We start from the raw sequence: 14,284 nt of genomic DNA on the forward strand, positions 1-14,284 counted from the left end.
CCGGATCGACCGACGCGGGCGGTTCCCCCCTCAGCCTTGTCAGAGCCTAGCGGACCGGAGCCTAAGAGTTCGTAAACTATGGCTCGGTCTGTCCCATTTCGCAGATCAGGGCCCATTCAGCGGCCGTGACCGGTTGCACGGACAGGCGGCTGTTGCGCACGAGGACCATCTCAGCCAAATCGTCGCGGCCCTTGATCTCCGCCAGCGTCACGGGCTGGGCAAACGGCCGAACGGCCCGGATATCCACGCAGTCCCACCGGCTGTCGTCCGTGGTGCTGTCAGGATGGGATTCGGCGCAGACCTCCACGATCCCGACCACCGCCTTTTCCCCTTGGCTATGGTAGAAGAACCCCCGGTCGCCGAGACGCATGTCCCGCATGAGGTTGCGGGCCTGGTAATTGCGGACGCCGTCCCATTCCTCTCCGACCTCGCCCTTGGCCACCTGATCCTGCCAAGACCAGACGCTGGGTTCGGATTTGAACAGCCAGTATCTCATCCACCGATCACGCGGTTCCAGGCTTCGATCCGGACGTCTTCGAACAGGCCCGCCTTGGCATAGGGGTCCGACGCGGCGAAGGCCTCTACGTGGGCGCGGTCGTCCGTGTCAAATAGAATGAGGGAGCCACACATCTCACCCGAGGCATTCACGAAGGGCCCGGCCTGCACGACGTGGGCATCGGCCTTCAGGTAGTCCACATGGGCCGCGCGGTTGGCTTTGCGGACGTCCAAGTGACCGGGTTTGTCGGTGCAGATCAGCGCGTGCATCATCGGGCATCTTCCGTTGTGAGGTCGCGGGCCAACAGGTCCGCCATGGCGTTTTCGACCGTCAGATCTCCGGCGACAAGGGCCACGGTCGCAGCGGTCACCGGCAGGTCTAGGCCATGTTTGCGGGCGAGCGCCAGGGCCGCCGTCGCGGTGGCAACGCCTTCGGTCGTGGCGGCTGGGCGGGGCGTACCGGCGCCAATGGCCTGGCCCAGGGCATAGTTCCGTGACGCGGGCGAGGCGCAGGTCAGCGCCAAGTCGCCCAGGCCCGACAACCCCATGAGTGTCTCCGCCCGTGCACCCAGACACGTCGCGAGGCGCATCATTTCGGCCATGCCGCGGGTCATCAAGGCCGCGCGGGCCGATTCGCCCAGACCGGCGCCCATGGCGGCCCCACAGGCAATCGCGATCACGTTCTTTAGCGCCCCGCCCAGTTCGACCCCCATGGTATCCGTCGTTCGATAGAGCCGCAGCGTGGGTGTCGATAGGGCCGCCTGTAGGCTGGCTCCGACGCCATCATCCGCGCAACCGAGTGCCAATGCGGTCGGCAGGCCCCCTGCGATGTCCTTCGCAAAGCTGGGCCCGGACAGGACAGCGGCGGGCACCTCCGGCAGATGGGCGCCGATCACCGTCGTCGGCCCCGTTAGGGTGGCCAGGTCGATGCCCTTACAAGCCGCCACAGTCGCGCCCGGGGACAGGGGCGCGATCAGCGGCAACAAGGCGCCCAGGCTCTGCATGGGCACGGCCAAGACCAAAAGCGTCGCCCCTCGCAGGTCCGCGAGCGACGACGTTGGTTGGACCGTTTCGGGCAGGGTCACTCCAGGCAGGCGCGGGGCGTCGCGGTGTGTCTGCATCCGGGCCACTGCGGCGTCCGACCGGGCCCACAACCGGACCTCGCTGCGCGCGGCGAGGGTGATCGCCAAGGCGGTCCCGAACGCTCCAGCCCCAACGACACCGATCATGCTTTGGCCCCGCGCTTGCCGGAGCCGAGCATCGGCGCCGACGCTGTGTCCAAGGGCCAGCGGGGTCTGGGCGTTAGGCTCAGATCATCCCGCGCCCCTGCGGCAAAGGCCTCTAGCCCGGCCCAGGCGATCATGGCTGCGTTGTCCGTACACAGGGCCAACGGCGGCGCGGTAAATGTGACGCCAGCCTCCGTCGCCACGTCTTGCAGGGCCGACCGGAGCGCGCCGTTGGCGGCAACACCACCCGCCACCGCCAGCGTCGAAACATCGGGGCAGGCGGCCAGCGCCCGGCGCGTCTTTTCGGCCAGCACATCCCGGACGGCCGATTGAAAGCCCAGACACAGGTCCGCACGGGCCGCCCTCGGCAGCCCCCCATGGGCCGCAATGAGGGTATCCCGCGCGCGCAACACGGCTGTCTTGAGGCCAGAGAAAGACAGATCCATGCCGGGTCGGTCCAGCAAAGGTCGGGGCAGGGGATGGGCGCGGTCCCCGTCTTTCGCGCAGGCCTCGACCGCCGGGCCGCCGGGTTGTGCCAAGCCCAGAAGGCGCGCGACCTTATCGAAGGCCTCGCCAGGGGCGTCGTCGATCGTTCCCCCCAACCTGGTAAAGGCCTGCGGCCCGTCTACCCGCAGAAACTGACAATGGCCGCCCGACACCAGCAGCATCAGATAGGGATAGGCCGTGCCGTCGGTCAGTCGCGGCGTCAACGCATGCCCCGCCAGGTGGTTTACCCCCACCAGGGGCAGGCCCGTGGCCAGCGCCAAGCCCTTGGCGCACATCACGGCGGCCATAACGCCGCCGATCAGACCGGGACCGGCGGTGACGGCTATGGCATCGCAGGCCGATAGGTCGAGGCCCGCTTCGGCCAATGCCGCCTCCACGGCGATGTCGATCTTCTCTGCATGGGCCCGGGCGGCGATTTCGGGCACAACACCACCGAACGCCGCATGGAGCTCAGACTGACCAAGCACGACATTCGATAGGATGTGCGCAGAGCCGCTCGCGTCCCCGCGCACCACGGCAGCAGCGGTATCATCGCAAGAGCTTTCGAGGCCCAGAAGGGTCAGGTCTTGTGCCATGGGGGAATGGGATCCACAGTTTCTGCACCGTCTATCCGTCGCCAAGGAGGGTGACAATGTTGCCCGAAGGCGCGCCGCCCGTTCTCTTGACCCGCCCCGCCGCCGCGTCGGAGCGGTTGGCCCAATGGCTTCGCGGCAAGGGCGCGCAGGTCATCGTGTCGCCGCTGTTGGCGATCCGCTACGCGTCGCATTTGCCGGAGGTGCCAGGGGCTTTGGTGTTTACCTCGACCCACGGCGTTGCGGCCTATCGTGCACTGGGCGGGGCCGGGGGGCTACCCACATGGTGTGTGGGTCCACGGACCGCTGCGTCTGCACGACAGGCGGGGCTTGCCGTGCAGGGTGTGGCGCCCACGGCAGCGGCCCTGGCCAAAGACATTCCCGACGGTGCGCCCGCCCTGCTGCACCTGCGGGGCGCGGTCCAACGGGGCGATTTTGCTGCTGATCTGCGCGCACGGGGTCTGATCGCCGACAGCGCCGTTCTGTATCACCAAGACCCTCTGCCCCTGAGCCCGGCTGCTAAAGCGGCCCTGTCAGCGCCGATTGTCGTCCCGCTTTATTCGCCCAGGACGGCGACGCTCTTTGCCCAGGCCTGTCCCCCCGAGGCGTGGCCCCATGTCCAGGCAATCGGTCTCAGCCAGGCGGTTGTCGATCCCTTGCCAATTTCCGCGCCGATTGCTCGCAGACCGGACGGATCTGCCATGCGAGACGCGATCATGGTCGTACTCGGTGGATCGGCGGTTGAGGGGCAGCCGCGTTCGCTTTAGGTGTAAGGCGCCTGCCCGGGTCCTGCCCCCGGATGTTGCGAGTCGGAGGGAACGCGTTGGCGCGCAAGTCAAAGAAGAATACCCGAACATCGAAACCGGACGTGGACCAGCAGGAGGTCGACACGACCGCCGTTGAGACACCGCCCGAAGACGTCGCTGAAGATACGGCCACCGTCGAAGATGCCATCATCGTGTCAGAGGCCGGTGGTGAAGACCAATCCGTGCCTGACAGCCCACCGACAGAGGATCAAGCGAACGCGCTCGATGGGTCCGATGCCGGGACCGAGGCTGCCTCCGAGGGTGAGGCCTCCACGCCCGAAGAGGTCACCCCCGAAGGCGGTGCGACCGAAGACACGCCGCCAGCGGATCTACCCGACGACACTGTCGAAGCCGACCCAGCCGAGACCAAAGACGCAGACGTAGAGGCGCCGTCGGATGCCGAAGCGCAGCCTGATCAAGACGCGGATGCCGAGGCATCCCGCGACGACGACCAGACCGCTCCGCCCCAGGCGGAGCAGGAACCGGTCGGATCGCCGTCGCCTGTGCTCGCTCCTACTCCGGCACCCCAAGTGATCGAAAAGCGTGGCCCCGGGTTTGTTCCGCTGGTGCTGGGCGGCTTGATCGCGGGTGCCATCGGATATGCCATTCCCTTGTTCACCGCGTCGGACGCATCGGGTGATGATGGTCGCATCGCCGCGTTGGAGGCTGAGGTGGCTGCCATAGAGGTGCCCGAGGCCGTTGACCTTGGGGCATTGGAGGCGGCGCAGGCCGATCTTTCGGCCCGCTTGGATGCTTTGACGGCCCGTGTCGACGGACTGACTGTCGTCCCAGCATCGAGCGATGGGGACGTGGCTGCGGCCCCTGCGGTGATTGATCTGTCCGGGATCGAAGCGGGCCTCGCCGAGCTTGAGGACCTGCCAGAGGCCCTGTCGGCGCTAGAGGCGCGGATAGATGCTCTGCCGCAGCCAGGCCCTGACCTGTCTGACCGGGTTGCCGAGGTTGAGGCGCGGTTGGATGCGCTCCGCGACGAAACCCAGGCCGTCGAAGCCACGGCCGAAGACTTGGCCCGCGAAGCGGCCCGCAACCAGCTCAAGATCGCCATCGACAGCGGCGCACCGTTTGCGGAGCCGCTGGCCGTTCTGGGCGATGCCCCTGAGGTTTTGACAGCCAACGCCGAAACCGGTGTGGCCACGGCCCGAACCCTCGCGGATGCCTTCCCCGAGGCCGCACGGGCCGCCTTGACCGAAGCGCGGCGGGTGGAGCCGGTTGACGGCAACCCGATCACAGCGTTCCTGCGCCGCCAGACCGGCGCCCGGTCGCTGGAGCCGCAAGAGGGCACCAGCGCAGATGCCGTGCTGAGCCGTGCCGAGGCCGCCGTGCGCGCGGGCGATGTTCAGACGGCTCTGGACGAGATTGCCGCGCTGCCAGCCGAGGCCAGTGCGCCCTTGGCCGATTGGACGGCCCAAGCTGAGACCCTGGTGGCCGCGCAGGCCGCCGTTCAAGACTATTTTGAGACTGAGTGAGGATCCGTCATGCTTTGGTCGCTCTTCAAGATCCTCCTGTTCGTGGCGCTTGTCATTGCCCTCGCCTTTGGTGTTCAGGCTGTGTTGGCCGTGTCCGGGGACGTTATCGTGCGCTTGGATGGCAGCGAGTTCGTTCTGACACCGCTACAACTCATAATCGGTGCTTTGATTGCCGTGGTGGCGCTGTATGTCGCCTTCAAGCTGGCTGGCCTGATCGTCGCGACGCTCAAGTTCATCAACGGCGATGATACCGCGTTCAGCCGCTACTCGGACCGGATCCGGGAACGGCGCGGCTACGATGCCCTGAGCGAATCGTTGATGGCCCTCGCGGCGGGGGAGGCCCGCGAAGCGGCGACCAAGGCCCAAAAGGCCGAGAAGTACCTCAACCGCCCCGAGGTGACGACGCTGCTGGTGGCCCAGGCCGCTGAGGCAGTGGGCGACAAGGCCCGCGCGACCGAGGCCTGGAAATCCCTTGTCCAACACGACCGCAGCCGTTTTGTCGGCGTGCGCGGTCTGATGCGTCAGAAGTTGGAAGAGGGCGACACGGATACGGCGATGAAGCTGGCCGAAAAGGCCTTTGCCCTGAAGCCGAAGAACATCGAGACCCAGGACACGCTGCTGCGTTTGCAGGCGCGGGACGCCAATTGGGATGGTGCGCGCAAGGTCCTGTCCGCCAAGGTCAAGACCGGCGCCTTGCCCAAGGATGTGTACAAGCGCCGCGAGGCGGTGTTGTGCCTGGCCGATGCGCGGGCGCAGATTGCCGCCGGTGGATCCGCGGACAAGGCCCGTGCCGAAGCGCTGGAGGCCAACCGCCTGTCGCCGCAGTTGGTCCCTGCTGCCGTGCTGGCCGCGCGTCTGTTGGTCGAGGCGAACGAAAAGCGCCGCGCCGCCAAAGTCATCAAAGCGGCGTGGCAGACGACCCAGCACCCCGATCTGGCCGCAGCCTTCGCCGCGATTGAGCCGGATGAAACACCCGACGCGCGCCTACGTCGGTTCCAAGCGTTGCTAAAGATTGTGCCCAATGCGCCGGAAACCAAAATGCTGGAGACCGAGTTGCATTTGGCCGCCGAGGATTTCCCCGGCGCACGGCGGGCCCTTGGCACTCTGGCGGAAACCCACCCGGTGGCACGGTCGCTGACCTTGATGGCCGCCATCGAGCGGGGCGAAGGCGCGCCGGAAGCGGTTGTTCGCGGCTGGCTGGCCAAGGCGCTTGGCGCCTCGCGCGGGCCGCAGTGGGTCTGCGAGAACTGCGGCACGGTCCATGAGGAGTGGGTGCCCGTCTGTACCTCCTGCGAGGCATTCGACAGCCTGAAGTGGACGGAGGCATCCCAAGCGACGTCGCCGACCTCCGCGTTGCCGTCGGCGATGCTGCCGTTGCTGATCGGGGGACCGGTCGCCGACGAGGAGGAGCCCGAGGCCGACACGGTCGAGCCAGTCGTCGAAGAGGTGACCGTCGAAGCCACCGAGACAATCGTGGACCCGGATGTGGTGGGCACCACGCGCGACGTCACCGAACCGGTCGCTGTGCCCGTGGCCGAGGACACGTCTGAGGCCGCCCCGCGCGAGGAGGCCTCCTCTGCGGCATCGCGGGGGTAGGTCAGCCTCGCGTCAGCGGGTGGGTGGCTCGCCGATCTGTCCGGTATGACCGACGGGATCAATGTTGTCCCAACGGTTATCCGACATCTGGTGAAATCGGGGCTGGCAACGGCCCCGTTCCCCTGTTAGGACGCCGCCACCGAAGGGAATGCCGGTGTAGCTCAGCTGGTAGAGCACGTCATTCGTAATGATGGGGTCGTAGGTTCGAGTCCTATCACCGGCACCACCTTCGGGTCTTACCAGGACATGCCAAACGGCCCGCGCCCATTGCGGTGGGGCGCGGGCCGTTGGTGTTTCAGGTCGTCACATCAGGGTCCGTGCGCCCAATGTGCGTTTGGAAGCCCGCAAGCTCCATCGTCGCCGCCCGGACACCGTCGAGCAGTGTCATGTCGTCCAGAACATCGGCGCTGAACGCCTCCAGATAGCAGCGGATGGTCGTCCCTTCGGTCCCTGTGCCGGAGGTGCGCAGGACCGCACGGGCGCCGCCCTCAAACCAGATGCGCAGGCCTTGGCCAGCACTGGTGGAGCCATCGACCGGATCGTCATAGGCGAATTCATCCGCCTGGCTGACCGTCATACCGGCAAAGCTCTGCCCCGGCAGGTCGCCCAGGCGTGCGCGGACGCCGTCGATTAGGGCCATGGCGCCCTCGGTCGGGGCCGCCTCATAATCGAGACGGGTGTAGTAGTTGCGCCCATAGGTTTTCCAATGGTCCGCCATGATCTCCGCCACCGAGGTTTTGCGCGCCGCAAGAACATTCAGCCAGAACAGAACGGCCCAGAGGCCATCCTTCTCGCGCACATGGTCGGAACCGGTGCCGGCGCTCTCTTCGCCGCAGATGGTCACTCGGCCTGCGTCCAGCAGGTTGCCAAAGAACTTCCACCCCGTTGGCGTTTCATAGATCCCGACGCCTAGGGCCTCTGCCACGCGGTCGGCGGCGCCACTGGTGGGCATGGACCGGGCAATGCCCGCAAGGCCCCCCGCATAGGCAGGGACAAGCGTCGCGTTCGCCGCCAACACGGCCAAGCTATCCGATGGAGAGACGTAAGCCCCGCGTCCCACGATCATGTTGCGGTCGCCGTCCCCGTCAGAGGCTGCGCCAAAGTCGGGCGCGTTGTCGCCCATCATCACATCCATCAGGTCCTTGGCCCAAACCGGGTTCGGATCGGGATGACCGCCGCCAAAGTCGGGGGAGGGCGTCCCGTTGACCACCGAGCCAGCAGGGGCGCCCAACGTGCCCTCCAGGATCGCCGTTGCATAGGGTCCGGTGACGGCGTGCATCGCGTCAAAACGGATCCGGAACCCCCCGGCGAACAGGGAGCGAATGGCATCGAAGTCGAAGATCGATGCCATCAGCGCGCTGTAGTCGGCCACAGGATCCACAACGGAAACCACCATGTCGCCAATCGATGCGTCGCCCAGGGCCGACAGATCCAGATCCGGGGCATCCAGCTTGCGGTAGCTATCGATGGTCGTCGTGCGCTCAAAGATGGCAGCGGTCACACCTTCGGCCGCTGGTCCGCCATTGGGGGTGTTGAACTTGATCCCAAAGTCTTCGTCCGGGCCGCCGGGATTGTGGCTGGCCGAGAGGATAATCCCACCATCCGTGCCGTTAAGGCGGATCAGGTGAGACGCGGCAGGCGTCGATAACAAGCCGTTCTGCCCCACAATGACGCGCGCTGCGCCATTGGCACTGGCCATCTTGAGGATCGTCTGGATGGCCTCCGCGTTGAAGTAGCGCCCATCCCCGCCAACCACGAAGGTCTTTCCGGCGGCTCCGTCGATGGCGTCAAAGATCGCTTGGACGAAGTTTTCCAGATATCCGGGTTCCATGAACACACGGGTCTTCTTGCGCAGGCCCGATGTGCCTGGCTTCTGACCGTCAATGGGTTGGGTGGCATGGTGCGTCATGCGTCGGTGTCCTTGTCTAGCAATGCGAAAGCGATGGGGAAGGTGTGTCGGGCCATGTCTGGCCGAGGATGAGCGGGCGTGGGGTCATGGCGCAGGGTCTGCCGAGCGGTGGTGACGGGCTGGCGGCATGCAGCGCTGTGCCTGTGTCCGTTTGAGGGCGGGTCCGTGAACAAGTCGTGTAAATTGCCAGCGGTGTTGCCCGCGCGCAGGTCGCTCTGGGACGCCCTTGCCGTATTCGCCAGGCTTAGGCTTGATTGCCCGGTGGCGCGCCACGACACCAGTGGACCGGCGTTCAGGAGGTCAGCCTGGCTCCGCTGGCCCAGGGGCGCGTTCTGGTTGTCCTGTGGTCCTGCCGTCGCATCAAAACGAAGGCCGCCGGGCGTCAGATCGCGGGTCACGTCGTGTCTTGGTTTGATCTTACTACGCCGCTCGGTTCACTCTCAGGCGGGACAGCACCCACCGTTTTGGCAGCCATAGCGCGCGGTGGCCTCCCTGCCCAGACCCTGCTCGGTCTTGCGGAAGGAGGCAGGCGGGTGCGCGCCCATGGGATATGTGTCGTGGGCAGTGGATCGCGTTGGTTGGTTACACCTGTATTCGCGACATGATTGGTGTGCACGCGGTCTTACCGCGTTCGGGTGCGGCGCACAGATCGTCGCAGGTGGTGCGCATCCTGGCGGCAACTTGGTGGCGGACGAAGGGGAGCGATGGGGCCCGGACGGCGTGCAAGGGTATCGACCTCAGACTGCATCCCGCTGGGGTCTATCGCCACGGCGGCGGTTTGGGTCCACCCATCCGCCTTTGGGAATGAAGCGATCCAGGATCCAGGGATGTTCGATGGGGACCCAGGGGTTCTCGCTCCACCTTGGTTCGCGCGCGGGCCAGAGGCTGGCGCGGCACTTCATGGGGCAGGGGGCGATGCGCGTCATGCGGGCCGGGTGCCCATCCACCTCGTCGACGTATCCCGTTCCATCGCACATTTTACACATCGTTCGCGTTCCTCTCCGCCCGTTTTCGTGTTTCGCTTACACGTTGGGCGGTAGCACCCCACGGACGGGGAGACCTGTCACGCAGGTTAGGGACAGACGGAATTTAGCCCCTGATGTACCTCAAACCGGTTTGGGAGGGCTTGAAACGATGATAAGAGCCAAATCCTCCAGACCATCGGCTGGCAGCCCTACAGCTTACGGGCGATATCTTCGGCTAGGCGCAGCCAGGCGGCCTCGTGGGCTGCGATGATGGTGACGTAGCTGTCGTCGACCACCGGCACGAAGAGGTCGAAGGTTTCGACCCGACCGCGCCCCTCTTCGCGGCGCAGGGCATAGCTGCCGCGCAGGCGCAATTGACCGTCTGCCCGGACGATCATGTCCTCGACAAAGACCGTCACTTCGACTTCGGGAAAGCCCGACAAGGGCCAGGGTTCGACGGCGGCGGCCGCATCGGTGATTTGATTGAGGTGGCGCGCCAGACTTCCGGCCATGGCCCGGTCCGGCAGATCCGCCCAAAGTTTGCCCGTATCCGTGACCAGGGAGCCATCTTCCCGCTGCAAGGGGATTTCCTGGTTCACCGCGTATTCCGGGATGGACACTTCGCTGATCTGCACCGTGTCAGCCCGCACGTTCAGCCGGAGGTCGCTGGTCACCGGGGGCGGTGCGAAATACTGCGTCTCAGAACAGCCAATGAGTGCGCCAAGCGCCAGCAGAGTAAGGGGCAGACGGAGCATGGGGCAGTTCACCTTCCGAGAAGCAGGGAGTTCGGGTTGCGTTCAATGGTGCGCGCGAGGGAGCTGACGTCCTCGGCGGCGCGGGTGGCAGCCCGCAGAGCAGAATAGAGTTCCTGGTTCACACGGCTGCCGTCCCCGTAGGAGGTCAGCACACCTGTGGCCGAGGCCGTGAGCGTTTGCAGCCGCGCCACAAGGGCGGGCAGGTCACGCGCGGCAATGGCCACGCTGTCTGCGGCACCCGATGCCGAGCGGAGCGTGGCGTTCAGGTTGTCCAATGTCCCGCCGGTGCGAATGACCTCTATTGTCCGTCGAACCTCTTCCAGGGTGTCCACAAGCGCCACGGGAACATCGTCCGCTTCGTCCGATGACAAAAACGCATCTGCTGTCTGCATTAAGGACGTCGTTGAATTGACCAGTTCGTCCAGAGCCAGGGCCTCCGCCTTGGCGGTCAAACGGTTGAGACCGGCCCCCAGCTCTTCGGCTTGGGCCATGACCCGTTCAGCGGAGGCCGACAGTTCCGGCAGGTTCTCAACGCTCGTGGCGACCGATTGCGCGGCGACCTCTGCGGCCTCTAGGGCGCTGGTCAGACGGGCCGCGGCTTCGGCTGCGGCCAGTTGCGCCGTCAGCGCGCGCACGTCCGCCGCGGTGGCGGCCAGGTCGGTGATGATGGCCTGCACCTCGGGTGAAGCGATGATGGCGCGCCCATCCTCCATCAGGGCCAAGGCCGCGCCCGGCAGCGCCTGCGTCGCCTCGTCCGACAGCAGGGCGTCGGCATCTTGGACCAGGGCGTTGATGTTGTCCGTCACCCGGTCCAGATCGACGGTGCCTGCCGCGATGTTCTGCGCGGCCTCGGTCGCGGCTGTAACCGCTTCGGTCAGGCGGGGGGCCAGGTCGCTGCCAGCGACATCCGCAGCGATGGCGCTCAGATCGGACGTGAGACGCTCAATATCGATCAAAACGCTCGCCACCTGGGGGGACGATAGGATGTTGCGCCCGTCGCGGATCAGGGCTTCGCCTTCGGTCAGGGCAGAGAGCGCCGCATCGGGCAGCGCCTGAGTCGCCTCGTCCGCCAGCAAGGTGCTGGCGTCTTCGGCCAAGACGGTCAAGCGCGCGGTCAGGGCATCGAGATCCGTGGTCCCGACTGCGATATTGCCCGCCGCCTCGGTCGCCGCCGTCAGGGTGGCGCTCAGGTTGGTGACAAGGTCGTCTGCGACCACCTGTTCGGTGACCTGGGCGACGCTGTCGGCAATCGCCTCCAGATCGGTGAGCGCATTGGCAATTTCCGCAGATGCGATCAGGGCGCGGCCATCTTCAAGGGCGGCGAGGGCCGCACCCGGAATGGCGCGGGTGTCTTCGGACCCGGCAATCCGATTGAGGTTGTCCAAGAGATCGGTGGCCGAGGTTAGCAATTCTTCGACCGGCAGGTCTGCGATGCGATCCATCAGGCCCGCCGCGCTTGCGGCCATGTCCGAGGCGTCGGGTTCGATCGACGGGATCAGCGGTGTATCGGTCACCCCGATTTCCAACCGACCCGGGATAGCGTCGTCCCGTTGGACCAGATCGACGGCCAGGTCCCCACCAAACAAGCTGGTGGAGGTCAGCTGCGCGCGCATCCCGTCCCGAACCAGATCGCCGAGGAAATCGAGGCCATCCAGCTCGCTCCGCATGGTGTCCAACCCCATCTTTGTGGGTTGCAACGACAAGACCGCAAGCAGTTGGACCGCTTGTGTGGGGTCGTCGGGCCGGATGAACCCGGTGATCGACGTCACGACGCCCACGCGGACGCCCTGATATCGCACGGACGCGCCGGAACTGAGGCCCGAGACGGCGGATGGAAAGAGGACGGATACGGTCACGGACCGTGCCGAGGGTGCCTCAAACGCCGAGGCGCGGGCGGCGCTTTCATCGGCAAAGATGTTGTACACATGGCCCTGGCGCACCTGATCCCCACCGGAGACCAGAGTATCGAAGACGAGCCCGCCCTCCAGGATGGACGCAAGCGAACCAATCCGCAGATCCACCCCGCCTGCGCCCAGGCCGACGGAGACACCGGAGGCGTCCCAAAAGCGGGTGGCCGTCGACAACTGGCGGTCGTAGGGCGCGCGCACGAAGGCATCGATGCGGATCTCGGATCCGTCGGGCGACAGCCGGGGCTGCGCGACCTCCCCGACCTCGATGCCGCGATACAGGATGGGGGCGCCCGGTCCCAGGCGGCTGCTCTCGCGCGAGGAGAGGACGATTGCGGTCCCGTCTACGCCGGGTGGAACGATGGGCGCGCGTTCGTCGCCCTGGAATTCCGTCCGGCTATCCCCGATCTCGCTGTCCCAGGTACCTTCGATGTAGGTGCCCGAAAGGATCGTGTTCAGGCCCTCGACCCCGCGCGCCGTGACCTCCGGTTGCACCACCCAAAAGCTGGCATCTTCGTCCAGGTAGGGCGCGATATTGCGCGAGACGCGGACATAGACGTTCACTTGGCTGAGGTCCGCCGAAAAGCCCACATCTTCGACCACGCCCACCGTGACCTCTCGAAAGCGGAGCGAGGTCTGCCCGATCTCAACGCCTGAGGCATCGGGGAAGGCGATCGCCACAAGGACCCCGCGGTTGGCATAGGACTGATAGGCAATCGCCAGCGCGATCAGCACAGCGACAATGGGAACCAACCAGACCGCCGAGACCACCCGAACCCGACGCTTCGGGGCTTCCATCTTTGGCTGGTGCGGGGTGTCTGGCGTGTCAGTCATGGCTCATAGTCTCGATACGATCCCAGATGGCGCGGCTGTCAAAACTGAGCGCCGATAGCATGGTGAACACGACGGACAGGGCAAAGCACACAGCCGCGACGCCGGGGTTGATCGTTGCGATCAAGTTGAACTGCACCAAGGCGACCAAGATGGCCACCACAAAGACGTCGATCATGGACCATCGTCCGATCCATTCGACGAACTCATACAAATGCAGCAGGTGTCCGGGCTTATGCCCATGGGGTTTGCGCACGATCCAGGCCAGCCAGCCGATGGCGACGAATTTGCCGACCGGGATCATCACGCTGGCGAAGAACACGATAAAGGCCACCCCAAAGGATCCCAGGTTCATCAATTCGATCACCCCGCCGATGATCGTCGCCTCCTCGGAGCGGCCCGCCGTCGAGGTGATCAACATGGGATAGGTATTGGCAGGCACATAGGCCATCAGCCCCACGAGCCACCAGGCCCAGACCCGTTGCAGCGAGGTGATATCGCGGCTTTGGAGCCGTGCGCCACATCGCGGACAGCGATAGGTCCCCGCGGGGGAGACGCGGGTGCATTGGCGACAGCCGATCAGTCCCGCGTCGCGGGCCGTCAGCGTGCGTTGCTGCTTGCTGTTTCCAGGGCCGTCCATACGGAGTGCTTGCTCATTTGGGTGTCTTTGAAGGCAGTGATGACCACGATGGCCGTGAAGGACCAAAAGGCCGGGCCCATGGACAATGTGGCAAGATCGGCCAGCTTAACCAGGGCAACAGCCACGCCGACCATGAAGATTTCGGCCATGGCCCAGGGTTTCAGGATATCCGCGTAGCGAAGCGCGCGCGCCGCGCCCGGCCAGGGGCTGCGATTGACCGACAGGGGCCCCAGGGCCCAGATCAGCAGCGACAGCCGCGCCACCGGCAAAACGATCACAAAGGCCGCCACCGCTAAGGAGAGGGGCGCCATGACGCCTTGGCTAAAGCTCATGACAGTCTCAAAGACCGAAGCCTTGCTGCCGAAAACGCCGCTCCGGAGCTCCAGGAAGGGGTAGAAGATGACGATTGTCATCAGGATCAGAGCGGTGGAGGCCAAGACCACGATCCGCAGGATCGCCTCGGGGCGTCCCACGGCGATGACGGTATTGCACCGGACGCAGCGCGCCCGCTCCCCGTCGGGAATATCCCCAAAGGAATGGAGCGCATCGCATACGGGGCAACACACCATGTCGTCTCGCGCCTCCATGGGG

13 protein-coding genes and 1 tRNA gene are annotated in these 14,284 nt (G+C 65.7%); 4 read left to right on the plus strand and 10 right to left on the minus strand.

The window, feature by feature from the left end; all coding sequences use genetic code 11:
* Positions 1-76: 76 nt before the first annotated feature.
* From K5R33_RS17010 to tsaD, 4 genes are read right to left on the minus strand one after another with little or no spacing between them, the layout of a single operon-like run.
* On the minus strand, positions 77-496 hold the full coding sequence (locus tag K5R33_RS17010) for an EVE domain-containing protein (protein WP_220750278.1): 420 nt from the start codon (positions 494-496) through the stop codon (positions 77-79).
* Positions 493-768 (minus strand): YciI family protein, encoded by a 276-nt coding sequence (locus K5R33_RS17015; RefSeq protein ID WP_220750279.1) that lies wholly within the window; start codon positions 766-768, stop codon positions 493-495. The genes K5R33_RS17010 and K5R33_RS17015 overlap by 4 nt, the downstream gene beginning before the upstream one ends.
* The gene (locus K5R33_RS17020; protein ID WP_220750280.1) at positions 765-1,724 is read right to left on the minus strand and encodes an NAD(P)H-dependent glycerol-3-phosphate dehydrogenase; all 960 of its coding nucleotides are present in this window, start codon (positions 1,722-1,724) and stop codon (positions 765-767) included. The genes K5R33_RS17015 and K5R33_RS17020 overlap by 4 nt, the downstream gene beginning before the upstream one ends.
* Positions 1,721-2,803 (minus strand): tRNA (adenosine(37)-N6)-threonylcarbamoyltransferase complex transferase subunit TsaD, encoded by a 1,083-nt coding sequence (gene tsaD / locus K5R33_RS17025; protein ID WP_220750281.1) that lies wholly within the window; start codon positions 2,801-2,803, stop codon positions 1,721-1,723. Before tsaD ends, K5R33_RS17020 begins: the two co-directional genes overlap by 4 nt.
* A gap of 56 nt (positions 2,804-2,859) precedes the next feature.
* On the opposite strand from tsaD, the gene K5R33_RS17030 reads away from it, so the two are divergent.
* The 4 genes from K5R33_RS17030 to K5R33_RS17045 all read left to right on the plus strand — a co-directional run bounded on the left by K5R33_RS17030 (position 2,860) and on the right by K5R33_RS17045 (position 6,912).
* Positions 2,860-3,567 (plus strand): uroporphyrinogen-III synthase, encoded by a 708-nt coding sequence (locus K5R33_RS17030; RefSeq protein ID WP_220750282.1) that lies wholly within the window; start codon positions 2,860-2,862, stop codon positions 3,565-3,567.
* Between the two features lie 56 nt (positions 3,568-3,623).
* On the plus strand, positions 3,624-5,090 hold the full coding sequence (locus K5R33_RS17035; RefSeq protein WP_220750283.1) for a COG4223 family protein: 1,467 nt from the start codon (positions 3,624-3,626) through the stop codon (positions 5,088-5,090).
* Between the two features lie 9 nt (positions 5,091-5,099).
* Positions 5,100-6,686 (plus strand): heme biosynthesis protein HemY, encoded by a 1,587-nt coding sequence (locus K5R33_RS17040; protein ID WP_220750284.1) that lies wholly within the window; start codon positions 5,100-5,102, stop codon positions 6,684-6,686.
* A gap of 150 nt (positions 6,687-6,836) precedes the next feature.
* Positions 6,837-6,912 (plus strand) — tRNA-Thr (locus K5R33_RS17045).
* A 69-nt stretch (positions 6,913-6,981) separates the two neighbouring features.
* Here the strand turns inward: K5R33_RS17045 and K5R33_RS17050 are convergent.
* The 6 genes from K5R33_RS17050 to K5R33_RS17075 all read right to left on the minus strand — a co-directional run bounded on the left by K5R33_RS17050 (position 6,982) and on the right by K5R33_RS17075 (position 14,280).
* Positions 6,982-8,595: an alpha-D-glucose phosphate-specific phosphoglucomutase gene (locus K5R33_RS17050; RefSeq protein ID WP_220750285.1), complete on the minus strand. Its 1,614-nt coding sequence runs from the start codon at positions 8,593-8,595 to the stop codon at positions 6,982-6,984.
* A 737-nt stretch (positions 8,596-9,332) separates the two neighbouring features.
* Positions 9,333-9,581, minus strand: a complete 249-nt coding sequence (locus K5R33_RS17055) for a hypothetical protein (protein WP_220750286.1) — start codon at positions 9,579-9,581, stop codon at positions 9,333-9,335.
* Positions 9,582-9,769: 188 nt separating this feature from the next.
* Complete coding sequence (locus K5R33_RS17060; protein ID WP_220750287.1) at positions 9,770-10,315, minus strand: PqiC family protein; 546 nt, start codon at positions 10,313-10,315, stop codon at positions 9,770-9,772.
* Positions 10,316-10,323: 8 nt separating this feature from the next.
* Entirely contained in the window at positions 10,324-13,056 is a 2,733-nt protein-coding gene (locus K5R33_RS17065) for a PqiB family protein (protein WP_220750288.1), read from the minus strand.
* Positions 13,049-13,693: a paraquat-inducible protein A gene (locus tag K5R33_RS17070; RefSeq protein ID WP_220750289.1), complete on the minus strand. Its 645-nt coding sequence runs from the start codon at positions 13,691-13,693 to the stop codon at positions 13,049-13,051. Before K5R33_RS17070 ends, K5R33_RS17065 begins: the two co-directional genes overlap by 8 nt.
* Positions 13,654-14,280 (minus strand): paraquat-inducible protein A, encoded by a 627-nt coding sequence (locus K5R33_RS17075; RefSeq protein WP_220750290.1) that lies wholly within the window; start codon positions 14,278-14,280, stop codon positions 13,654-13,656. Before K5R33_RS17075 ends, K5R33_RS17070 begins: the two co-directional genes overlap by 40 nt.
* Positions 14,281-14,284 lie beyond the last annotated feature (4 nt).

The sequence above is a fragment of the Jannaschia pagri genome, assembly GCF_019655435.1.
Classification (GTDB): Bacteria; Pseudomonadota; Alphaproteobacteria; order Rhodobacterales; family Rhodobacteraceae; genus Jannaschia; species Jannaschia pagri.